Below are 21,462 nucleotides of genomic sequence, written 5' to 3'. Positions count from 1 at the left end.
TTAGAAACCTTTTTTATTCAATAATTGATCTTTATCTTTTCCAATTATACGTTCAAGTCTTTTAATTTGAGAGATAGCAGTTTTGTTATTAGGATCTAGTTTTAAAACCTCTTGATAGTTTTTATAAGCTTCATCTTCTTTTAGTAAACGTTGATAAGCAAAACCGAGATTATTAAGTGCAACTGGATACTCAGATTTTGCTGTTAATGCTTTTTTGTAATGAATTACGGCTGATTTAAAGTCATTTTGAGCAGCAAGTGCAAAACCTAATGCATTTTCTATAAGTGCTTTAGCTTCTTGTGGTTCACCGTCAAGTTTCTTTAATGCTTGTTTTAAAGTTGATGTGGCTTGAGGATATAATCTTTTTTTTAATTGAACAGATGCTAATTCATACATTTTAGCTGAATCTTCTTTTGTATTTGAATCCTCTTCCTCTAATTTTATTAGTTTCATTTCATCTTTTCTTACTTTATATAGTTGTCTTCCTACTAAAATAGCAATAATTACTAAAAGTAAACTTAGTCCTATTAAATAAGTTTGAGGAAGATTCTCGATCATCGGCTAGAAGTCTTTGACTGATTCGTTGAGCGTATAGTAATTATTTATTATTAGCATATTCTTAATTTTTGGATTTTCTTCTGTATTCTTTTATTTTCATTAATCATCCACGAATAACTACCTTGAACGTAGAAAAACACTACTCAAGCATATTTAACCTTTTGAATTGACTGCAATATTTGTGAATGTTTTAGGATCTGTAACAGCTAATTGAGCCAACATCTTTCTGTTAATTCTTATATCTGCTTTCTTTAAGCTACCCATAAACTTGCTATAGCTTAATCCATTTAATCTTGCGGCTGCATTGATTCTGGCAATCCAAAGTCTTCTGAAATCACGCTTTCTTCTTCGTCTGTCTCTATAAGCGTTGCAAAGAGCTTTCATTACTCTTTGATTTGCTGTTCGGAAAAGAGTTCCATTCCCTCCTCGAAACCCTCTAGCAAGACGAAGGATTTTGTTTCTACGTTTTCTTGCGACATTACCTCTTTTAACGCGTGCCATAATTAATAATCAGAAATCAAGAAAATGAATTAATAAACGTTCTTAAGAACTTTTAAGCATAGGGAAGCATAAGGCTTACATTTTCTGCATCACGTTCGTCTACGACTGCTTTTGTTTTAAGGTGCCTTTTTAATTTTGGGCTCTTATGGTCGAGTAAGTGATTGTGAAATGCACGACGTCTCATGAACTTGCCAGTGCCTGTTGCTTTGAACCGCTTTGCAGCAGCTTTGCGGGTCTTGAGCTTTGGCATTTATGAAGCATAGTTAGTCTATAAGAATACGTCCTTGAGCTCACTTAAGCCAAGCCAAATTATTAAATTTTTGCTGTAAGGAGATTTTTGTGGTGATTAAAAGTTATTTACAGAGACAAAAGCGTTGTTTGAGTTTTGGTTTATGTCTCTTCATTAGTGTGCATTTTTCAAATCAAGTTTGTACCGCGAATCCTCGCAAAGTTAAATCTTTTGCCACGCATGATGCCCCTTCTAAAACACCTTCAATTAGTTTAGAAAAAAATGTGTTGCTTGTTGGGATACAGCCATACTTGGGAAAGGAAATAATTAATGATAATAATTCGCCATCGTTGAGGCTTATAAGTAATGGCAGAAACTTGATTTTAAAAGATGCTAATGGAGTCATTCGGAAGGCTCAAGAAATTAATATTGGTTGGCGAGCAAAAGAATTATTAAATCCAAAAGTATTTGTTCGAAAGACAATTGGTCCCTTTGCAAGTTTCGAGTCTGCTGAAAGATTGGCAAATGATTTAAAAAAGCAAGGTATTGAATCAACTATTGCTCATCCGTTGGATTGGGAGGTTTGGGTTTCAGGCGACATTGAGCTTCCACTATCAATGAAGTCGACTTATCAAAAAATTAAAGTTGCAAAGACTGTTTTGCCTTATTTGTATGGAAATAATGGAAAAATTGCTCTCAAAGGTCCTATCTCTTTGAAAGCCCCTGATGGTTTGCGCTGGAAGAAGGGAATATACTTGGGTCCGTTTTCGATCCAGTCAGATGCATATGGAAGTTGGACATTAGTTGAGCATGTTCCAATTGAGAGATATTTACATGGAGTAGTTCCTTACGAAATTGGTGCCAGCTCTCCTGAAGCAGCACTAGCTGCGCAGGCTGTACTTGCTAGAACATGGGCTTTGGCTAATCGTCATAGATTCAAAGTTGATGGATACAATCTTTGTAGTGATACGCAATGTCAGGTTTACAAGGATCCATCTAAAGTTAATCAAAAAATTAAACGAGCTATAAAAAAAACTGCTGGCAAAATTCTTACTTGGAATAATAAGCCAATAAATACTGTTTATCACGCTACAAATGGTGGAGTAATGGCTTCAGTCGATGAAGCATGGTCAATTAAACAAGTTCCTTATTTGCAAGTGCGTGTGGATGGACCAAAACAGTGGACTCGAACTGTTGATTTACCTTTATCAAATGAAAATAATTTAAAATCGTTTTTATACTCTAAGTCTGAAGCTTTTGGTTCTGATCATCCACTTTTCAGATGGGAAAAAACGATAGAGTCCTCTCAGATATCTAAACAACTTAATCAAGCTAAAAAAGTTAGCAGTCCTTTTTATCCAAATAAAATTAAAGTTGTAACTAGAGGCAGCAGTGGGAGAGTCACTTCTTTGAAAATTAATGGAAAGACAGGCTCAGAAATTTTCCTTAAACTTGATGACATTCGACGTGTTTTCAGGCAATTACCAAGCACATTATTTGTTGTTAAAGAAATTAAAGAAGGTAAATGGCTTTTTTCTGGTGGAGGTTTTGGGCACGGAGCAGGAATGTCTCAGTCTGGGGCTATAGAGTTAGCGAAAAATGGATGGACTACCAAACAAATTCTTTCTCATTATTATCCAAAAACTAAATATGGATTTTTGCCTTAGTGATGAAAGCCTCTTAGAGTCACTAGTTGATAAAAGGACTACTCCATGGCTTTAGCCAAAATCAGTGGAGAAAACCGACGCATTAAATCAATATTGTTTTTGATTTGCTGCGCTTTGGCAGGGATTTCTCCTCATTTAATGGAGCCTCCAAATAATTTACTCCCTTCAATTATTTTGGCTTTGTTTTTGGGGGGGTATGGCTTGAGAGTTGTTTTAGGAGATCGCAGGGAAAATTATCGATTACAACAAGAGCATCTAATTACGGATAAAAAATTTTTTGAAACTCTTCCCAAAATTGATGTGTTAGTGGCAGCACGTGATGAAGAAAATGTAATAGAGCGATTAGTTTCAAGACTTTTATCAATCGAATATCCAGAGGAAAAACTTTCTCTATGGATAATTGATGATGGTAGTCAAGATCGAACACCTGACTTATTACAAAAATTACGTACAAGTTGCTCTAAAATTAATGTTTTAAGTCGTCCATTGATGAGTGGAGGTGGTAAATCAGGAGCTTTGAATTCTGTATTGACTAAAACCAATGGAGAATGGTTATTTATTCTTGACGCTGATGCACAATTACAGAGCAATGTATTACTTAGAGCAATAGCTCTTGCTTTGCATGGCGGATGGTCTGGTGTGCAATTAAGAAAATCAGTTGTGAATTGTGAGTTGAATAAAATTGCTTCGTATCAAGCAATGGAGATGGCAATGGATGCAGTTATTCAAAGAGGCAGACTTGCTAGTGGTGGTGTTTCGGAGTTAAGAGGTAATGGTCAATTGATTAATAGAAAAGTTCTTGAATCTTGTGGAGGCTTTAATGAACAAACAATCACTGACGATTTAGATTTAAGTTTCAGGTTTTTGTTGACTCGATCGCCAATAGTCGTAATGTGGGATCCACCTATTCAAGAGGAAGCAGTTGAAACATTACCGGCTTTATTTAGACAAAGAAAAAGATGGGCTGAGGGAGGTTTGCAAAGGTTTTTCGATTACTGGCCTTTATTAATCTCAAAACGTCTATCCAACTTTAAGAAAATAGATTTAACTTGCTTTTTCTTGTTGCAATATGTGTTACCAGTTGTATCGTTTATAGATTTTTTTGTATCAATTATTTTATATGAGAGTCCATTATATTGGCCTTTATCTATAGCTGCATTTGGTATTTCTAGTTTAGCTTTTTGGAAAGGATGTTCTAAAAATAGTGAAGGTCCAAGATTACCATCTCCTACTTTTATTAATATACTTGGAGCAACAATTTACCTTGCACATTGGTTTATTGTTATACCATTCATAGTTATTAAAATGTCATTATTTCGTAAGACTTTAATTTGGGAAAAAACTGATCATATTGGTTCTTGATTTAATTAATCGAATCATTCAAGATCTACAATTTCTCCATTAAAGAAGTCTGCAAATTGCTTAGCTTTTTGATCAATAGAGTTTGTTTCTAAATTAATTTTTGGTTCTATTTTTTTCTCTTTTTTCTCGCAATTATTTTTATTTAATTCTTTATTAACTTTCAATTCATTTGTTTGTTCTATGAGCTGAGACTTTTTATTTTCTTTTTGGAGCTTGGATAGGTTGTCCTTTTGTTGTATTAAAAGAACTTTAGTTGATGATCCTCTTGCTTTATAAAAAGCATCTTCTATTAGATTTTTTCGACTTTGAATCATATTTATCCACTTTTCGGAAATTACTATTTCAGCAGAATCTGAGTTTAAATTTATTAACTTAGCTTGTTGTGAAAGTAGCATTTTAGTGGAAGGAAGCTCTAACATGGCTATGACTTTCTTCCAGATATCAGCAAGGTTTAGATCTTCATTGTGTTTAAAGTCGTCCTTATAATTTGTTTTTTTTAATTCCTTGGAAGTAGTAGGTTCGATTTTTTCTGGTTTGTGATCTGAATCTTTAGGTTCAGAATCATCGGATATCCTTGTTCTAGGAAAAGATTGTTTGATTCGATTATTGTCTTTTGAATCTTCATCTGCAAGCATTCCCAGTAAATGAATTTCCAACCATAACTTTGGTTGATTGCTGTTTCTTATATTGTTTTCTGATCCTTTCAATTTAGCCTGAAGCTTGAGTATTTGAGAAAGGTTGATAGACGTTGCTAAGTCTATTAAGCTTTCACTATTCTCTTGAGAAATATTACATAAATTAGTTTGTTTATTTGTCACTGTAGTGATAACTAAGTCTCTTAATATAGATGCTATTCCTTGTAAAATTGCAATTGGCTCTTTCCCTTCATTAATGAGGCGATTACAAATTTTAAGAATAGAATTAGGATCTTTATTTATTAAAGATTTAGCTAATGTAATTAATTCTTCTTCTGGTACGGCCCCAATTAAATTAATGATGTTTAATTGAGTTATTGGTGGAGGAAGTAAACTAACTTGATCAAGTAAACTTTCGGCATCTCTTAACCCTCCTTGGGAATGTTTTGCAATTAACGATAGTGCCTCTTTGTTTATTGAAATTTCTTCTTTTTTAGCAATACTCATTAAATGATTTTCTAAATCATTTAATGCTATTCTTCTGAAATCAAAGCGCATACATCTACTAAGAATTGTAGGTAAAACGCGTTGAGGATCTGTTGTCGCAAGAATAAATACAACTTGACGGGGCGGTTCTTCTAAGGTCTTTAGAAGTGCATTAAACGCGGCAGTTGAGAGCATATGGCATTCATCTATTACATAAACTTTCCAGCGAGCTTTTGCTGGCGCAAATCTAGATCTTTCTATTAATTCACGAATATTTTCAACACCTGTATTGGAAGCTGCATCAATTTCAATTACATCCAATGCATTGCCAGAGTTAATTCCCTTACATAGTTCACATTCGCCACAAGGTACGGTTGTAGCTTTTTCACTCTTCAAGCAATTTAAGGATTTTGCGAAAATTCTTGCGCTTGATGTTTTACCTGTTCCTCTAGGGCCAGTAAATATATATGCAGGCGCAATTCGATTACTTATTAATGCTTGTTTTAATGTAGATGTAATTGGACCTTGCCCAACCAGCTCGTCAAAGCTTGATGGGCGGTATTTATGATGTAACGGCTCATAAGTCTTTATCATTTGCAATTCAAATATCTTTGAATTTAATTTTTATTCATCTGATCATATTCAAAATTTATAATCATTCATTAAATATGTGACTAATTTAATTTTTCCAAATATTATAATTTTTCTAATTAAATAGAAGAAAAGAAGAAAGGTATTCAAAAAGTTTATTTCCTCTAAGCCGATTCCTTAATGACTCTTTTATCATTTGATAATAGAGGAACAACTTTTCCTCCTGTAATTTCATCAACCATTTTTTTTGTTACATTGAAATTTTTAATTTTGGTTTGAGATGGAAGGCTATACATTAGATCTAGCATGATTTCTTCAACAATTCCTCGCAAAGCTCTGGCTCCAGTTTTTCTTTTATAAGCTTCTTGTGCAATTGCCTCAACAGCATCCTCGTTAAATGAAAGTTCTACATTATCCATACTTAATAATGTTCTAAATTGTTTGACTAAGGCATCTCTTGGTTCTGTGAGAATAGATTTAAGAGCTTTAGCATTTAATGGCTCTAATATTGCACTCACAGGCATTCTTCCAATAAATTCTGGAATTAGCCCGTATTTCACGAGATCGTCAGGCTCAAGGTCATTCATTAAGTCTGCACAATTGCGATCTCGATTGGATTTAGTTCTTGCCCTATTTTCATTTGGTATGAAGCCAATTGAATTTTTGCCAAGTCTTTTCTGAACTACATCGTCTAAACCAACAAATGCTCCACCACAGATGAAGAGTATTTGGCTTGTATCAATTTGAATAGAATCACCGTACGGATGCTTTCTTCCTCCTTGTGGAGGCACGTTGGCAACAGTACCCTCTAGCATTTTTAGAAGAGCTTGCTGCACGCCTTCTCCAGAAACATCTCTGGTAATGGATGGGTTTTCACTTTTTCTAGCAATTTTGTCAATTTCATCAATATAAATAATTCCTCTTTGTGCTAAATCAACATCCATATCTGCTTTTTGAAGGAGACGTAAGAGAATATTTTCTACATCTTCTCCAACATATCCAGCTTCAGTCAGTGTTGTTGCATCAGCCACAGCAAATGGAACATCAAGCATTTCAGCTAATGTTTGAGCAAGTAATGTCTTTCCACATCCTGTTGGGCCAATTAATAAAATATTAGATTTTTGTAATTTTGTTGCCGTTAAATCAGTCTCGCCCGACCCATCACCTTTCCATGCAAGTCTCTTGTAGTGATTATATACAGCTACTGATAAGATTTTTTTTGCTGGCTCTTGCCCCACTACTTGATCATCTAAAAATTTTTTAATTTCAATGGGCTTTGGTATTGAGGCCAAAGTTGGTGCGGGTTTAGCTGTTGTTCCTGTTGTGGCAGTTTTTGCTTTACGGCTTTGCTCCTGTCCACTTCTTTGATGAGTTGGATTATCAATTAGTTCTTCATCTAAAATCTCGTTGCATAAGTCGATACATTCATCGCATATGTACACTCCTGGACCAGCAATGAGTTTCCTCACCTGATCTTGGGCCTTGCCACAAAAGGAGCATTTAAGATGGGCCTCAAATTTTGCCATCGAGCTCTAAAAACAACAGGTTAAATCGACCGATCATTAATTTTATTCAGTCTCAATTAATAGGATCATTGAGGATTGATGACTTGTCAGCTTTCCTTAATGATTCATATGGAGTTGAGATTGGAAACCACTTTATCGATCAGGCCATATTCAACCGCTTCTTGGGGAGAAAGAAAGTGGTCTCGATCAGTGTCTTCGGAAATCTTGTCAATATTTTGCCCAGTATGCTCAGCTAAAAGTGAATTAAGAGTCTCTTTTAAATAGAGAATTTCTTTGGCTTGAATTTCAATTTCTACAGCTTGACCTTGAGCTCCACCAAGAGGTTGATGAATCATTATTCTGGAATTGGGCAATGCAAGTCTTTTACCTTTTGTTCCTCCAGAGAGAAGAAAAGCCCCCATGCTTGCAGCGAGTCCATAGCAGATTGTTATGACATCCGGACTGACTTGTTGCATGGTGTCATAGATAGCTAGTCCTGCAGTTACAGATCCTCCAGGAGAGTTGATATATAACTGAATATCTTTTTCTGGATCATCTGCTTCTAAAAAAAGCATTTGAGCCACCAATGCATCCGCAACTTGATCATTTACATCAGTCCCTAAAAAGATGATTCTTTCACGAAGTAATCGAGAATAAATATCAAATGCCCGATCACCTTGACCTGATTGTTCAATTACAGTTGGAAGAACTCCTGGACCGGAATATAGATAGGAGCTATTCCATAGACTGTTAATGGGATGATTTTGTCTTGCTTCAATCAACTTACACTTTTGATAATTAATACTTTTAATCTATGTGCAGAAACTAGGATTTGGGTGTTTTAGAACTTTTCTTTTCTTTATTTGTATTTGTTGTTTTCTTTTTAGAACTTTTCTCCTTGATTTGACTCTTAGTTTTATCAGGGGCTTTTTCTATAACAGTATTATTCTCCTCAAGCCAAAGAAATAATTTTTCTTGCAACAAATCATCAGTAATAGCCTCTTTGAGACGACTTTCATCAATATTTTTTTCTTTTGACAGTTTTATATCTGCTTCAACCTCTTTCAGTTTTGAATTGATTTCTTTTTGTGAAACCTCAATTTTTTCCGACTTGGCCAAAGCATTTAAAGCGAGTTTTTGACGCAGCTTTTTCTCTGCCTCTCCTTTTGAAGATTCCATTAGCGATTTCACAAGCTCTGGAGTAAACATTGATTTGACATCAATGCCCTGCTGAGCAAAATTTTGAGCTGTTTGTTCAACAATTATTCGAACTTCTTGGTCAATAAGACTTTGTGGTAGCTCAACTTCAAGCTCTTTGATCAAAGCGTTCAGAAGTGAGTCCTGACGATTTTTCGCTTGTTTTCTATCAATATCTTCTTTGAGCCTCTTTTCAAGATCTTCACGTAAGTCATCCATATTTTCCTTGTCACTTGCTTGCTTGGCAAACTCGTCATTTAGTTCTGGTAATTCTTTGATTTTTAAATCTTCCAGTTTGACTTTGAATTCTGCTTTTCTGCCTTTTGCATTTTCATCATGATAATCCTTAGGGAATTCACACTTTATTGTTTTTTCATCATTGATATTCATTCCAATCACTCCCTTAATGAACCCAGGAATCATTCGGCCTTCTTCAAGTTCTATTTCTATTGAATCGGCGCTTCCACCTTCAATTTCGCTTCCATTATCTGAGAAACTCCCTTTAAAGCTTACGAGCGCAATATCACCTTTTTGTGCTGCACGATCACTAACTGGAACCTTCGTTGCAAGTTGAGCTTGGGATTGTTCAATTAGTTCATCTACTTTTTTTGGATCAAAGATTAAAGTCTCTACTTCCGCAGTCAGGCCTGAAGATTTTTTTAAAGTTGGAATAGGGGCTATGTCAGTTTCAAGTTTTAATGTAAGTATTTGTTCAGGGTTGAAATTTTCTAAAATAGTTTCAAAGCCATCTTCCAGTTCGGGTTCACATAAAGGTTCAATTCCTTCCTGATCTAATGTTTCTGTCCATATTTTTTGCAATAGTGATTCTAGAGCAGAGGCTTGTATTCTTTTGACCCCAAGTTGCTGAATGACTACTGCTTTTGGAACTTTACCTTTGCGAAAACCAGGGATTGAGATAGATCTGCTGAGTTTGCTTAAAGCTTCGTCATAACTATTTTTGCATCGATCCGCAGGCACCTCAACCTCGACAGCAATCCTGCTATTAGGTTTCGAACTGGTTGTTACTTTTAATTTTGCAGCACTCATTGAAACGGAATTCTCAAATTTGGTTAGCGTAAGAAAGCGTTAATTCACTTCCAAAGCTATTGTGGCCTAAAAAGTATCGAAAAATTTGTTATTTGTTGATTTTTCCAATAAGAAAATTTTTTTTGTTAAACCTTTTTATTCTCTTTAACAAGTTTGAACCCACAGTTTCTTCTTCCAAATAGACCTCTTACAGTTGCGATACTTGGATCGAGTGGAGCTGTTGGTAAGGAATTATTGGCTTTGCTTGAAGAGAGATCTTTTCCAATTGAAAAATTAATCTTATTAGCTTCAAATCGTTCAGCTGGAAAGATCCAGAACTTTTGTGGAACTCAATTGAAAGTCCAAGAAACAACTCAAGAGAGTTTTAAAAATGTAGATTTAGTTTTAGCGTCGGCTGGTGGCTCAATATCTCGTAAGTGGAAAGAAGCTATTCAAAGTTCAGGAGCTTTGATGATTGATAACTCAAGTGCATTTCGAATGGACAAACAAGTTCCTTTGGTTGTTCCTGAAGTTAATCCTGTTGATGCTAGAAAGCACAATGGTTTAATTTCTAATCCTAATTGCACAACCATTTTATTAGCCCTGGTTCTATCCCCATTAACTAGACATATTCCTATTAAGAGAATTGTTGTCTCAACCTATCAATCCGCAAGTGGTGCAGGTGCAATGGCAATGGAAGAATTACAAAAATTAAGTCAAGAAGTATTAGATGGAGGAACTCCAAAAAGTCAAGTTCTTCCTTATTCCTTGGCGTTTAACCTTTTTTTGCATAATTCTCCTTTGCAATCAAATAACTATTGCGAGGAAGAAATGAAAATGGTTAACGAAACTCGAAAGATTCTTGGTGATCCTCACCTTTCTTTGACCGCAACTTGTGTAAGAGTTCCCGTTTTAAGAGCTCATTCTGAAGCAGTGAATATTGAATTTACAAAGCCTTTCCCATTGAAAGAAGCATATGAGATTTTGGAATCTGCGCCAGGAGTTGAGATACTTGAGGATTGGGATAACAATCGTTTTCCGATGCCACAAGATGTAACAGGTAGAGACCCCATATCTGTTGGTCGTATAAGGCAGGACATTAGTAATCCTAATGCTTTGGAACTATGGTTATGTGGAGATCAAATCCGCAAAGGAGCCGCACTTAATGCAGTGCAAATTGCTGAACTTCTACTTCCAAAAAAATCATGAGTAAGTCAGCTTTGTTATCACCAGCGCCATTTGGAAGGATGTTAACGGCAATGGTTACTCCTTTTGATGAAAATGGACGAGTTGATTATGGGCTGGCTGCTGATTTGGCTAATTATTTAGTTGATCAAGGCTCAGATGGCATTGTTGTATGCGGAACCACGGGAGAGTCACCGACTTTAACTTGGCAAGAACAACAAAAGATGCTGGAAACAGTTAGAAATTCCTTAGGTTCCAGAGCTAAAGTTCTGGCTGGAACAGGAAGTAATTCCACCTCTGAGGCAATTGAAGCTACAAAGGAAGCGGCCAACTCAGGTGCTGATGGTGTTCTAGTTGTAGTGCCTTACTACAACAAACCACCTCAAGAAGGATTAGAAGTTCATTTTCGTGCTATAGCCAATGCTGCTCCAAAGTTACCTTTGATGCTATATAACATTCCTGGGCGGACAGGTTGTTCGATATCGCCTATTATTGTAAGTAAGCTTATGGATTGCAGTAATGTAGTCAGTTTCAAAGCTGCAAGTGGAACAACAGAGGAAGTGACTCAATTAAGAAACTATTGCGGATCAGATTTGGCTATATATAGCGGTGATGATGCTTTGGTTTTGCCAATGCTTTCAGTTGGGGCAGTGGGTGTAGTTAGTGTAGCCAGTCATTTAGTTGGTCCTGATTTAAAGAAAATAATAGATAGTTTTTTAGATGGTAAATATCCTGAAGCACTTTATTTGCACGAGAAGTTACAACCTCTTTTTAAATCCCTTTTTGCAACAACAAATCCTATCCCTGTAAAAGCTGCACTTCAACTTGTTGGTTGGTCTGTTGGACCTCCTAGAAGTCCTTTAGTCTCTTTAAACAGCGAAATGAAAGCAGAACTCTTGAAGATACTCTCTTCTTTGAGATTGATTTGATCGATTTATTCTTTCTTTTCAGAGTGGGTTTGACTTTCATTTAGGTAACAACCAAGTTTTTTACATAAATTTTTCCATGACATCAAGTTCAATGAATTCTCAAGTTTCAACAAATAATCAATCAAACTCCCCTTGTTTGAGGATTATTCCCCTTGGCGGCCTCGGAGAAATTGGAAAAAATACTTGCATCTTTGAATATGGTGAGGACATCATGATTCTTGATGCTGGTTTGGCATTCCCAACTGATGGGATGCATGGAGTAAATGTTGTCATGCCAGACACAACTTACTTACGTGAAAATCAAAGTCGCATAAGAGGTTTGGTGGTAACTCATGGACATGAGGATCATATTGGAGGAATTTCTCATCATCTCAAGAGTTTTAATATCCCTATTGTGTATGGTCCGCCCCTCGCCATGTCTATGCTTAGGGGGAAAATGGAGGAAGCAGGTGTAGCTGATCGGACAACAATACAAGTATGCGGACCAAGAGAAGTTATTAAAGTTGGACAACATTTTTCAGTTGAATTTGTAAGAAATACACATTCAATTTCTGATAGTTATTCTTTCGCAGTTACTACTCCAGTTGGAGTAGTGTTTTTCACTGGTGATTTTAAGTTCGACCATACACCACCTGATGGACAGCCTTCCGATTTAGCTAGAATGGCTCACTATGGCGATAAAGGCGTTCTTTGCCTGTTATCTGATTCCACTAACTCTGAGGTTTCAGGATTTACGCCCTCTGAATATTCTGTTTTTCCAAATTTAGATAGATACATTGCTACTGCTGAGGGCAGAGTGATGGTAACTACTTTTGCTAGTTCAACTCATCGTGTTGCGATGCTTTTAGAGCTCGCCATGAAAAACGGTAGAAAAGTAGGTTTGCTAGGTCGTTCAATGCTGAACGTGGTTGGAAAAGCAAGAGAACTTGGATATATGCGTTTTCCTGATGATTTATTTTTTCCAATTAAACAGATTAGAGATCTGCCTGACAGAGAGACTTTTTTATTGATGACAGGAAGCCAAGGAGAATCAATGGCTGCTTTAAGTCGTATTGCTAGAGGCGAGCATCAACATGTCCAGTTGAAAACTAGCGATACTGTCATTTTTTCCGCTAGTCCTATTCCTGGAAATACTATTTCAGTAATGCATACGATTGATAAATTAATAAAGTTGGGTGCAAATGTTATTTATGGCAAAGATAAGGGTATTCATGTTTCAGGCCATGGATGCCAAGAAGATCAAAAATGGATGCTTGGATTAATTAGACCTAAATACTTCATCCCTGTGCATGGGGAGTACAGAATGCAAGTTCTTCATGGGAAAACTGCTGTATCAATGGGGGTTCATCCAGACAATGTATTGGTAATGGAAAATGGAGACGTTGCTGAATTAAGGCCAGATTCTCTTGTTCAAGGGTCCCCAGTAAAATCAGGAGTGGAGTTGCTTGATTCTTCTAGAACTGGGGTTGTAGATACTCGAGTCTTAAAAGAACGTCAGCAACTTGCTGATGATGGAGTTATCACCGTTCTGACTCCAATTAGCACTGATGGCGTTATGGTTGCTCCACCTAGGGTGAATCTTCGTGGTGTGATTACTAATGTTGATGCCAAAACTATGGTTAATTGGACTGAAAGAGAGATTAATTGGGTCTTAGAGAATCGATGGAAACAACTGGTTCTGAAGACAGGAGGAAAGTCAGTTGAGGTCGATTGGATTGGATTGCAAAGGGAGGTTGAATCAGGATTATCTCGTAGATTGAGAAGAGAGGTTCAAGCTGAGCCATTAATTCTTTGCCTTGTTCAACCTGCTCCAGGAGGAACTCGTGCATATAAACCTCAACTTGATCAACAGCCAGACTCGCGACAAGTAGTGAAGAAAACTACTGATAAATCCCCTAAGGCAACCGTAGCTAATAAAGAAACAATTTTACCAGCAGAACAAAAAATAAATAGTGAACCTAATTCCGAGGAAATGCCATCAGGAAGAACAAGACGTCGCAGATCAGCAATTAGCTGATAACTGAATAATTGCTTTTTTAGGTAGTTTTATGCGAAACATAAATAGCTTCTTTATCCCATTTAATAAGGAAGTCTCCATGAAGATGAATACTTCCAGGTGGTTTCCTAGGAGATATTTTGGTATTTATTTCCTCGATTTTTAAAGCTGTTAATCTCTTGACACCTATTGTTTGTAACCAATGAGAAAGAATTATTTGTCTAATAGAGTTTGTTAAACCGAATAATTTTTTTCTCGAAAGAGAATTAATTTTTTCCCCTTGGCAAAATTCTATTGCAATTTTTGCAAAAAATTTCTGGTCTTCGTTATAACTTTCAAGTCTCTTAGCTAAAGAGGCTATTCTTGAGTCTGCCCCTTTATATATTGAGTCTAGAATTGGTAAAATTTCTTTTCTAATTTTATTTCTTGTCAAATTAATATTTTCATTTGAAGGGTCAATCCAAATTGGTAAATTAAACTCTTTACAAATTTCGAGAGTTTCGTTTCTATTAAAGATAAGTAAAGGCCTTGCTAAAACTAAATTATTCTCTATAGGTCTTTGCTCTCTGAGAGTTGAAAGTCCAATCAGATCAGTTCCTCTTGCTAAGTTCATAATGACTGTTTCTGCTCGATCAGTAGCTGTATGACCAGTTAAGATTCTTGTACACGGAAAATGTATATTATTTGATGACAATAACTTAGCTTTCATTGTTAGGTTTTTATATCTCCAATCTCTTGCTTTCTCTTCATTAATTATTTCTTTTTTATCTGCTTTTTGAGAGTGAAATGATATTTTCTTATTCAGACACCAAATTTTTAGCTCTTTTTCTATTTCCTCGGATTTAGCATGCCATTGATGATCTCCATGCCAGATTTCGACTTGCCATTTATATAGTCTTTTTAAATCAATAATTAATTTCAGCAGAGCCATCGAATCTTGACCACCAGATATGGCTAAAAGAAGGGTGGAATTATTGGGAAGCAGAGATTTATTTTGTATCAGTCTTTTGTGCAAACGCATATGCCATTTACTCCAAGACCTGTCATTTTGAGAAGATTGTGACATTTGCTTTGGTTTCAGAGTTCTATTCGCATTTTTTTAGTTCTTTTGCTGAGTCAGTGTCACAATCAGATTAATAGTTGATATTTTTATGACACGTTTGCAGACATTGCCAGTTTCACTTCAAAAGAGTATTCAAAATAGATCTTTATTGAAAGTGATTTCTGGTTTGAGTAATTTTAATCCAGAATCTGTATTTCTAATTTCGAAAGCTGCAGGTCAGGGGGGCGCCGACTTGTTGGACATTGCTTGTGAACCAAAATTAGTAGAGTTAGCCGTAGAGGCCTCGAATCTTCCTGTTTGTGTAAGTTCTGTTGAACCAATGCTTTTCCCGGAAGCTGTTAAAGCAGGAGCATCAATTATTGAGATTGGGAATTTTGATTCTTTTTATCCAGATGGGCGTTTTTTCTCAGCTGATGAGGTGCTCTCATTAGCTGTTGAATCTCGACGCCTTTTACCTGATGTTGTTTTATCAGTGACCGTCCCCCATGTTTTACCATTAGACAGCCAATCTCAATTAGCGTTAGATCTTGTTGATAGAGGGGTCGACTTAATTCAGACAGAAGGAGGTACAAGCTCTAATCCAATTAATCCTGGAACTTTAGGTTTAATAGAAAAAGCGTCACCCACTTTGGCCGCGACTGTAGTTATTGCATCTGCTTTAAAGGAAAGTCATCATGATGTGCCTGTTATATGTGCTTCTGGACTCTCTGAAGTTACTGTCCCCATGGCTATATCTGTAGGAGCTAATGGGGTTGGTATTGGTTCAGCAGTCAATCGACTGAATACTGAATTAGCTATGGTTGCAACTGTTAAAGGTCTCAGACAGGCTCTAGATTCGTTTAAATCCGTTACCACGATTAATAAATGAATTGTATAAGGTAATTAAAACTTTTTATATCAAAATTTGACGTATATGGAATTAATAAATTTGTCTATTTTTATCACTTAATAAATATGCCTGAATATAAACTTAAAGCTCCTTATCTCCCAAAAGGGGATCAACCGGCAGCTATTAAAGGACTAGTTGAAGGTGTAAATGATGGAGAAAAGTTTCAAACTTTATTAGGTGCAACTGGAACAGGAAAGACTTTTACGATAGCTAATTTGATCGCTCAAACTGGCAGGCCTGCTTTGGTTTTAGCTCATAATAAAACACTTGCAGCTCAATTATGTAATGAATTAAGGGAATTTTTTCCTGACAATGCTGTTGAATATTTCATCTCTTATTATGATTATTATCAGCCAGAAGCTTATGTTCCAGTAAGTGATACTTATATAGCCAAGACTTCATCAATTAATGAAGAAATTGATATGTTACGCCACTCTGCGACTAGGTCTTTATTCGAACGAGATGATGTAATAGTTGTTGCTTCAATTAGTTGTATATATGGTTTGGGAATTCCAAGTGAATATTTAAAGGCTTCTGTAAAGTTTCAAGTTGGTCAAAATATTGATTTAAGATCTTGTCTTAGATCATTAGTCTCCAATCAATATACTCGTAATGATATCGAAATCAGTAGAGGTAGATTTAGAGTTAGAGGAGATGTATTAGAAATAGGACCAGCATATGATGACAGACTTGTAAGACTTGAATTATTTGGAGATGAAGTTGAAAGTATTAGCTATATAGACCCTACAACTGGAGAGATATTAAACAAGCTTGACTCAATTAACATTTACCCAGCAAAACATTTTGTTACACCCAAAGATCGCCTAGAATCTGCAATTCATGCAATCAAACAAGAGTTAAAAGATAGATTAGAATTTCTAAATCAAGAGGGAAAATTACTCGAAGCTCAAAGGTTAGAACAACGAACAATTTATGATTTAGAAATGTTAAAAGAAGTTGGATATTGTAATGGAGTTGAAAATTATGCTCGTCATCTTTCTGGAAGAGAACCTGGGTCTGCCCCAGAATGCCTAATTGATTATTTTCCTAAAGAATGGTTATTACTTATTGATGAAAGTCATGTTACTTGTCCTCAATTAAGAGCTATGTATAATGGTGACCAAGCTAGAAAAAAAGTTTTAATAGATCATGGTTTTAGATTACCAAGTGCAGCTGACAATCGACCTTTAAAGGATCTAGAATTTTGGAATAAAGCAAAACAAACTGTTTTTATAAGTGCGACTCCTGGTGAGTGGGAATTATCACAAAGTACAGGCAATATAGTCGAGCAAGTTATAAGACCTACCGGCGTTCTAGATCCTTTAGTTGAAGTACGTCCTACGCAGGGTCAAGTTGAAGATTTACTATTTGAAATTAGAAAAAGAGCATCGAAAAATCAAAGAATCCTTGTCACAACTTTGACGAAAAGAATGGCTGAAGACCTTACAGATTATTTATCTGAAAATAAAATAAGAGTTCGCTATTTACATTCAGAGATTCATTCAATAGAGAGAATTGAAATTATTCAAGATTTACGACTGGGAGAATATGATGTTTTAGTAGGAGTTAATCTTTTAAGAGAAGGTTTAGATTTGCCTGAAGTCTCACTTGTGGTAATTCTCGATGCAGATAAAGAAGGATTTTTAAGAGCCCAAAGATCGTTAATACAAACAATCGGCCGAGCAGCAAGGCATGTTGAAGGTTTAGCTTTGCTATATGCGGATAATATGACCGACTCGATGGCAAAAGCTATTAGTGAGACTGAAAGACGCCGTGAAATACAAAATATTTACAATATTGAGAATGGTATAACTCCTAAGCCAGCAGGTAAGAAAGCTAGTAATTCAATTCTTTCTTTCTTAGAGCTCTCTAGAAGATTAAATCAAGAAGGAAGTAGCGATGATTTTGTTGATATTGCTGATAAATTAATAGATCATAGTTCTAAAGATTCTGATAGCGGAGTATCTTTAGAGTCTCTACCTGAATTGATTGAAAAATTGGAATCTAAAATGAAAATAACAGCTAAAGATCTAGATTTTGAAAAAGCTGCGATTCTAAGAGATCGTATAAAAAAATTAAGGCATAGGTTAGTTGGTAAATGAGATATTTTTTAGCTTTCATTCGTTCCTAATTTAAAACAAGAATGAATTTGATTTAAAGCTTGTTCGCCAAATTTTTCTGAGATAATACAAGTTGTTCTTATTTCACTTGTAGCGATCATTTCGATATTGATTTTTTGATTTGCTAGTGCCCTAAATATTTTACCGGCCGTACCTTTTGTAAAAGGCATCCCAGCTCCTACTGCGCTAATTCGAACGATAGATTCTCCTTCTTCGATCTTTGATCCCTTCCAATTTGCAATTAATTCTTCTAAAGCATATTTAGCATAGCTTCTATCATTTTTCTTTAGTGTAAAACTAATATCTTTGGTTTTATCCTTATGCTTTCTTTCTGACTGAACTATTGTGTCTAAGCTGATGTTTTTCTCAGCCAATATGGAACATATCGTGGAAGCAGTCCCTGGCTTATCTGGAACATTTTTCACGCAAATTTGGATTTGATCTTTATCTAAAGCTATGCCTCTGACTTCTGGCTCGTTGTTATGTTCAACTTGAGGGTTTAGATTAATTTGTTTATCAGTGAGCTTGAAAACTTCTCCTATACTACGTAATGCTTTTTTACCTAATTCTGAATCAATAACGCAACTTACTTTTACTTCACTAGTTGCTATTAGTCTTATATTAATACCAGAATCAGATAGAGTTTGGAATAGAGATGATGCTATTCCAGGTCTACCCATTATCCCAGCCCCGTAAATACTTAGTTTTGTCAGACTCTTTTGAGAAGATATTTCCCCACCAATAGTCTTAATGAGTTTTTCACATTGAGTTAGTGCATTATTTAATTCAGGTTCTGCAACAGTAAAAGTAATATCGTTCGAGTTGATTTGGTGTGTTGCTTGAATAATTAGATCGACATTTACTCCACCTTTTGATAAAGATTCAAAAAGCTCAGCAGCAATTCCTGGACGATCTGGAATATTAGATAAAGCTACGACAGCTTGATTTTCAACAAGTTCTAAACCATCGACAGGACTCTGATGTTCTATTCCACCTTGAGAAAAAATATGGTTCTTTTTACTTGTTAAAGTTGTTCCATCAAGGTTGTCCCAACTTGACTTCACTACAAGAGTTACGCCGAAATTTCTTGCTATTTCAACTGCTCGAGGATGTAAAACAGCAGCTCCAAGGCTAGCCAGCTCTAACATTTCATCACAACTAATATTTTTCATTAATTTCGCATTTTTAACAATTCTTGGATCAGTTGTTAAAACGCCAGGAACATCTGTATAAATTTCACATTTAGCAGCCTCAAGAGATGCTGCTAAAGCGACTGCAGAAGTATCTGATCCTCCTCTTCCTAAAGTTGTGATTTCAGCAATTCCTCCTATGCCAAGACTGGTTCCTTGGAATCCCGCAATGATAATGGTTTTTCCTTGATCTAAGAGATTGTTGATTCGTTCTGTTCGTATCTCAAGTATTCTGGCGCGTCCATGAGCTGATTCTGTGATAATTCCAGCTTGAGTTCCAGTTAAGGAGATTGCTGGGGTGCCCAATTCGTTAAGGGCCATAGTCAATAATGATATTGAAATTTGCTCCCCAGTAGATAGGAGCATATCCATTTCTCGCTCGGGAGGATCAAGAGTTATTTCTGAGGCTAGCTGTGTTAACTCATCAGTTTTATGTCCCATTGCCGACACAACAACTACTAGATCATTTCCTTGTTCTTTACTTGATTTGATTCTTTGGGCAACAGCTTTTATTCGCTCAATGCTTCCTAGAGAGGTGCCGCCAAATTTTTGAACAAGCAATGTCATTGAACTCTCGTTAACTTATTGATTATTTCAGTTATTAGTCAAAATTTTACTTTGTGTTAGCAGATTATCTTTAAAAGAATCGATTGGATTGGTTCCTGATTTTATTGAGGCTTCGATTTTTAAAAATTCTTTCATCAATGTAAGCAATGTTTCCAACGATTTACCATGAAGTTGTTTACGGATTACAAAAATACGTTTTGGATTGGCAATCCCAGCAATTTTGGCCATCTCTTTGACATCCTGATTACCCTGCGCATCTAATAGATGTACCCAAAGCCATCCTCTTGATTGTCCAGTTAAAGTTGTAATTAACCTTAAAGCCGGCTCTCCATTTTGAAGTAAGGATTGAATTTTCTCGAGAGCGGTAATTCTTTCTCCTTTAAGTAGTAAATTTGCTATTTCAAGAGCATTCGTTGAATTATTATGAATTAGTTTTTTGACTAGCTCTTTTTGGATTTCTAGTGGTTCTTTTTCAGTGAATTTTTCATTAACTGCCTCTGCTAATAAGGTTAATTTTTGAAGCTCAGTATTAATTAAAGAGCTATCGTTGCCTATACTTTCTACTATTAAATCAATTGCTTCATGATTCATTTTTAGATTTAATCTATGTAAAATATTTTTGACTAAATTCCGTTGCCCGTTAATATCCCACGGCAGTGGAAGTATAAAACTTTTTTCCTGTGAGTTTTTATCTTTTTGTATACTATTTTGTATTAATTTCGTAGTTTTAAGTCTTTTATCAGGTTTATTTGAATTATTTAAAATTAGATGTGTTTTATCAGGAATTAATTTAATTGCTTGTTCAAGTTTATTAGCAAGCTCAATAGAACAACTATTACAAAATGGGCTTCTTCTAATTAATACAACTCTGCCTCCGCTTCCTAAAGGAGGACTTTGAACCTCTTCTAGGGCTTTGAAATTTTGCGTTGGATCATTTCCATCTATTTGACTATGATTAAAACTTTTCCATACTGGATCAATAACTGTTTCAATTATTTCTTGTATTTTCCTGTTACTTGCTTCATAATCATCTCCCCATATTAAATGTATTGGCATTGCTTAGAGATATGTTGTTAAAAAGATCTGATCTTAAATTAGCCAAAGAAATTTAACAGTGAAAATACCAGAGCATCCAATTTTCCTAGAAAGTGTTAAATATATTAGATCGAAATTAGGCTTTACTGGGCTGGATCAAGTTCAGCAATCAATATTAGAACGTATTGTGCATTCAAGCGGCGACTTTAGCTTGCAGTCATGCGTTAGGTTTAGTCCAAGTGCCTGCGATGGCGCAATTAATGCATTGCAAAATGGTGCAAAGATTTTGACTGATACTTATATGGCAGAGGCGGCAATATCTCCAATGGCTAAAAGAACGTTAAACACAGAAATTCAATGCATATTATCTAAGGCTCCAAAGTCTATTGATTCAACTGCGACTACTAGAAGTGAAATAGGAATGAAAAATCTTTGGCTGGATTTGGAGGGGACAGATAACTTGTTAAATTCTCCATTAGTTGTAATTGGGAGCTCACCAACGGCTTTAATTTCTTTATTAGATCTTGTTGATGCTGGTTATAAAATACCAAGCTTAATTATTGGAATGCCAGTAGGGTTTATTGGTGTTTCTGAGAGTAAAATCCGATTATTAAAGAGTGAATGTCCATACATCGTCTTGGAAGGTTCTAAAGGAGGTGCATCCATAGCTGCTGCAGCGATAAATGCTTTATTGAGAGCTGCTGAGAATTTGCAAGAATAATGTTTTACTT

General features: G+C 35.7%; 18 protein-coding genes. 8 read left to right on the top strand and 10 right to left on the bottom strand.

Features of this window, described 5'->3' with window-relative positions; all coding sequences use genetic code 11:
• The 3 genes from SIB53_RS03280 to rpmI form a co-directional block, all read right to left on the bottom strand.
• On the bottom strand, positions 1–558 hold the full coding sequence (locus SIB53_RS03280; RefSeq protein WP_413678772.1) for a tetratricopeptide repeat protein: 558 nt from the start codon (positions 556–558) through the stop codon (positions 1–3).
• Between the two features lie 153 nt (positions 559–711).
• Positions 712–1,059 carry a 50S ribosomal protein L20 gene (rplT, locus tag SIB53_RS03275; protein ID WP_413678771.1) on the bottom strand — a complete coding sequence of 116 codons (348 nt, stop codon included), beginning with the start codon at positions 1,057–1,059 and terminating at the stop codon, positions 712–714.
• A gap of 52 nt (positions 1,060–1,111) precedes the next feature.
• Positions 1,112–1,309 carry a 50S ribosomal protein L35 gene (gene rpmI / locus SIB53_RS03270; protein WP_038654742.1) on the bottom strand — a complete coding sequence of 66 codons (198 nt, stop codon included), beginning with the start codon at positions 1,307–1,309 and terminating at the stop codon, positions 1,112–1,114.
• Between the two features lie 158 nt (positions 1,310–1,467).
• Between rpmI and SIB53_RS03265 the strand changes: the two genes are divergently transcribed.
• Both SIB53_RS03265 and SIB53_RS03260 read left to right on the top strand, forming a co-directional pair.
• Entirely contained in the window at positions 1,468–2,955 is a 1,488-nt protein-coding gene (locus SIB53_RS03265; protein WP_413678770.1) for a SpoIID/LytB domain-containing protein, read from the top strand.
• 45 nt (positions 2,956–3,000) lie between these two features.
• A complete protein-coding gene (locus SIB53_RS03260; RefSeq protein WP_413678769.1) occupies positions 3,001–4,317 on the top strand; it encodes a glycosyltransferase in 1,317 nt (438 codons plus the stop codon).
• 14 nt (positions 4,318–4,331) lie between these two features.
• Here the strand turns inward: SIB53_RS03260 and SIB53_RS03255 are convergent, their stop codons facing one another.
• The 4 genes from SIB53_RS03255 to tig all read right to left on the bottom strand — a co-directional run bounded on the left by SIB53_RS03255 (position 4,332) and on the right by tig (position 9,778).
• Positions 4,332–6,032 (bottom strand): DNA polymerase III subunit gamma/tau, encoded by a 1,701-nt coding sequence (locus SIB53_RS03255; protein ID WP_413678768.1) that lies wholly within the window; start codon positions 6,030–6,032, stop codon positions 4,332–4,334.
• A 161-nt stretch (positions 6,033–6,193) separates the two neighbouring features.
• Positions 6,194–7,555 carry an ATP-dependent Clp protease ATP-binding subunit ClpX gene (clpX, locus tag SIB53_RS03250; RefSeq protein ID WP_413678767.1) on the bottom strand — a complete coding sequence of 454 codons (1,362 nt, stop codon included), beginning with the start codon at positions 7,553–7,555 and terminating at the stop codon, positions 6,194–6,196.
• 104 nt (positions 7,556–7,659) lie between these two features.
• Positions 7,660–8,316, bottom strand: a complete 657-nt coding sequence (clpP, locus tag SIB53_RS03245; RefSeq protein WP_413678766.1) for an ATP-dependent Clp endopeptidase proteolytic subunit ClpP — start codon at positions 8,314–8,316, stop codon at positions 7,660–7,662.
• 43 nt (positions 8,317–8,359) lie between these two features.
• Positions 8,360–9,778 carry a trigger factor gene (gene tig, locus SIB53_RS03240; protein WP_413678765.1) on the bottom strand — a complete coding sequence of 473 codons (1,419 nt, stop codon included), beginning with the start codon at positions 9,776–9,778 and terminating at the stop codon, positions 8,360–8,362.
• A 153-nt stretch (positions 9,779–9,931) separates the two neighbouring features.
• Here tig and SIB53_RS03235 point away from each other — a divergent pair, with 153 nt between their 5' ends.
• The 3 genes from SIB53_RS03235 to SIB53_RS03225 all read left to right on the top strand — a co-directional run bounded on the left by SIB53_RS03235 (position 9,932) and on the right by SIB53_RS03225 (position 13,888).
• The gene (locus SIB53_RS03235) at positions 9,932–10,966 is read left to right on the top strand and encodes an aspartate-semialdehyde dehydrogenase (protein ID WP_413678764.1); all 1,035 of its coding nucleotides are present in this window, start codon (positions 9,932–9,934) and stop codon (positions 10,964–10,966) included.
• Positions 10,963–11,871, top strand: coding sequence for a 4-hydroxy-tetrahydrodipicolinate synthase (gene dapA / locus SIB53_RS03230; RefSeq protein WP_413678763.1), 909 nt, complete (start codon positions 10,963–10,965; stop codon positions 11,869–11,871). Before SIB53_RS03235 ends, dapA begins: the two co-directional genes overlap by 4 nt.
• 76 nt (positions 11,872–11,947) lie before the next feature.
• Positions 11,948–13,888 (top strand): ribonuclease J, encoded by a 1,941-nt coding sequence (locus tag SIB53_RS03225; protein ID WP_413678762.1) that lies wholly within the window; start codon positions 11,948–11,950, stop codon positions 13,886–13,888.
• A 19-nt stretch (positions 13,889–13,907) separates the two neighbouring features.
• On the opposite strand, the gene tilS is transcribed toward SIB53_RS03225, so the two are convergent.
• Entirely contained in the window at positions 13,908–14,888 is a 981-nt protein-coding gene (tilS, locus tag SIB53_RS03220; RefSeq protein WP_413679107.1) for a tRNA lysidine(34) synthetase TilS, read from the bottom strand.
• A 130-nt stretch (positions 14,889–15,018) separates the two neighbouring features.
• Here tilS and SIB53_RS03215 point away from each other — a divergent pair, with 130 nt between their 5' ends.
• Positions 15,019–15,798, top strand: coding sequence for a DUF561 domain-containing protein (locus SIB53_RS03215; RefSeq protein ID WP_413678761.1), 780 nt, complete (start codon positions 15,019–15,021; stop codon positions 15,796–15,798).
• An 86-nt stretch (positions 15,799–15,884) separates the two neighbouring features.
• Positions 15,885–17,921, top strand: a complete 2,037-nt coding sequence (gene uvrB / locus SIB53_RS03210; RefSeq protein WP_413678760.1) for an excinuclease ABC subunit UvrB — start codon at positions 15,885–15,887, stop codon at positions 17,919–17,921.
• 8 nt (positions 17,922–17,929) lie between these two features.
• Here uvrB and SIB53_RS03205 read toward each other — a convergent pair whose 3' ends face one another.
• Together SIB53_RS03205 and holA are read right to left on the bottom strand one after the other, a co-directional pair.
• Entirely contained in the window at positions 17,930–19,696 is a 1,767-nt protein-coding gene (locus SIB53_RS03205) for an aspartate kinase (protein WP_413678759.1), read from the bottom strand.
• 27 nt (positions 19,697–19,723) lie between these two features.
• Complete coding sequence (holA, locus tag SIB53_RS03200; RefSeq protein WP_413678758.1) at positions 19,724–20,752, bottom strand: DNA polymerase III subunit delta; 1,029 nt, start codon at positions 20,750–20,752, stop codon at positions 19,724–19,726.
• 58 nt (positions 20,753–20,810) lie between these two features.
• Between holA and SIB53_RS03195 the strand changes: the two genes are divergently transcribed.
• Positions 20,811–21,452, top strand: coding sequence for a precorrin-8X methylmutase (locus tag SIB53_RS03195; RefSeq protein ID WP_413678757.1), 642 nt, complete (start codon positions 20,811–20,813; stop codon positions 21,450–21,452).
• Positions 21,453–21,462: the final 10 nt, after the last annotated feature.

The organism is Prochlorococcus sp. MIT 0916 (assembly GCF_047305155.1).
Taxonomy (GTDB): domain Bacteria; phylum Cyanobacteriota; class Cyanobacteriia; order PCC-6307; family Cyanobiaceae; genus Prochlorococcus_B.
Note: the sequence above shows the minus strand (reverse complement) of the source record. Positions and strands in the feature narration are given on the sequence as shown.

What these genes read in the sequence shown, in the direction of transcription:
- SIB53_RS03280 (WP_413678772.1), bottom strand. Translation starts at nt 558, where the DNA reads ATGATCGAGAATCTTCCTCAAACTTATTTAATAGGACTAAGTTTACTT.
- rplT (WP_413678771.1), bottom strand. Translation starts at nt 1,059, where the DNA reads ATGGCACGCGTTAAAAGAGGTAATGTCGCAAGAAAACGTAGAAACAAA.
- rpmI (WP_038654742.1), bottom strand. Translation starts at nt 1,309, where the DNA reads ATGCCAAAGCTCAAGACCCGCAAAGCTGCTGCAAAGCGGTTCAAAGCA.
- SIB53_RS03260 (WP_413678769.1), top strand. Translation starts at nt 3,001, where the DNA reads ATGGCTTTAGCCAAAATCAGTGGAGAAAACCGACGCATTAAATCAATA.
- SIB53_RS03255 (WP_413678768.1), bottom strand. Translation starts at nt 6,032, where the DNA reads ATGATAAAGACTTATGAGCCGTTACATCATAAATACCGCCCATCAAGC.
- clpX (WP_413678767.1), bottom strand. Translation starts at nt 7,555, where the DNA reads ATGGCAAAATTTGAGGCCCATCTTAAATGCTCCTTTTGTGGCAAGGCC.
- tig (WP_413678765.1), bottom strand. Translation starts at nt 9,778, where the DNA reads ATGAGTGCTGCAAAATTAAAAGTAACAACCAGTTCGAAACCTAATAGC.
- dapA (WP_413678763.1), top strand. Translation starts at nt 10,963, where the DNA reads ATGAGTAAGTCAGCTTTGTTATCACCAGCGCCATTTGGAAGGATGTTA.
- SIB53_RS03225 (WP_413678762.1), top strand. Translation starts at nt 11,948, where the DNA reads ATGACATCAAGTTCAATGAATTCTCAAGTTTCAACAAATAATCAATCA.
- tilS (WP_413679107.1), bottom strand. Translation starts at nt 14,888, where the DNA reads ATGCGTTTGCACAAAAGACTGATACAAAATAAATCTCTGCTTCCCAAT.
- SIB53_RS03215 (WP_413678761.1), top strand. Translation starts at nt 15,019, where the DNA reads ATGACACGTTTGCAGACATTGCCAGTTTCACTTCAAAAGAGTATTCAA.
- uvrB (WP_413678760.1), top strand. Translation starts at nt 15,885, where the DNA reads ATGCCTGAATATAAACTTAAAGCTCCTTATCTCCCAAAAGGGGATCAA.
- SIB53_RS03205 (WP_413678759.1), bottom strand. Translation starts at nt 19,696, where the DNA reads ATGACATTGCTTGTTCAAAAATTTGGCGGCACCTCTCTAGGAAGCATT.
- holA (WP_413678758.1), bottom strand. Translation starts at nt 20,752, where the DNA reads ATGCCAATACATTTAATATGGGGAGATGATTATGAAGCAAGTAACAGG.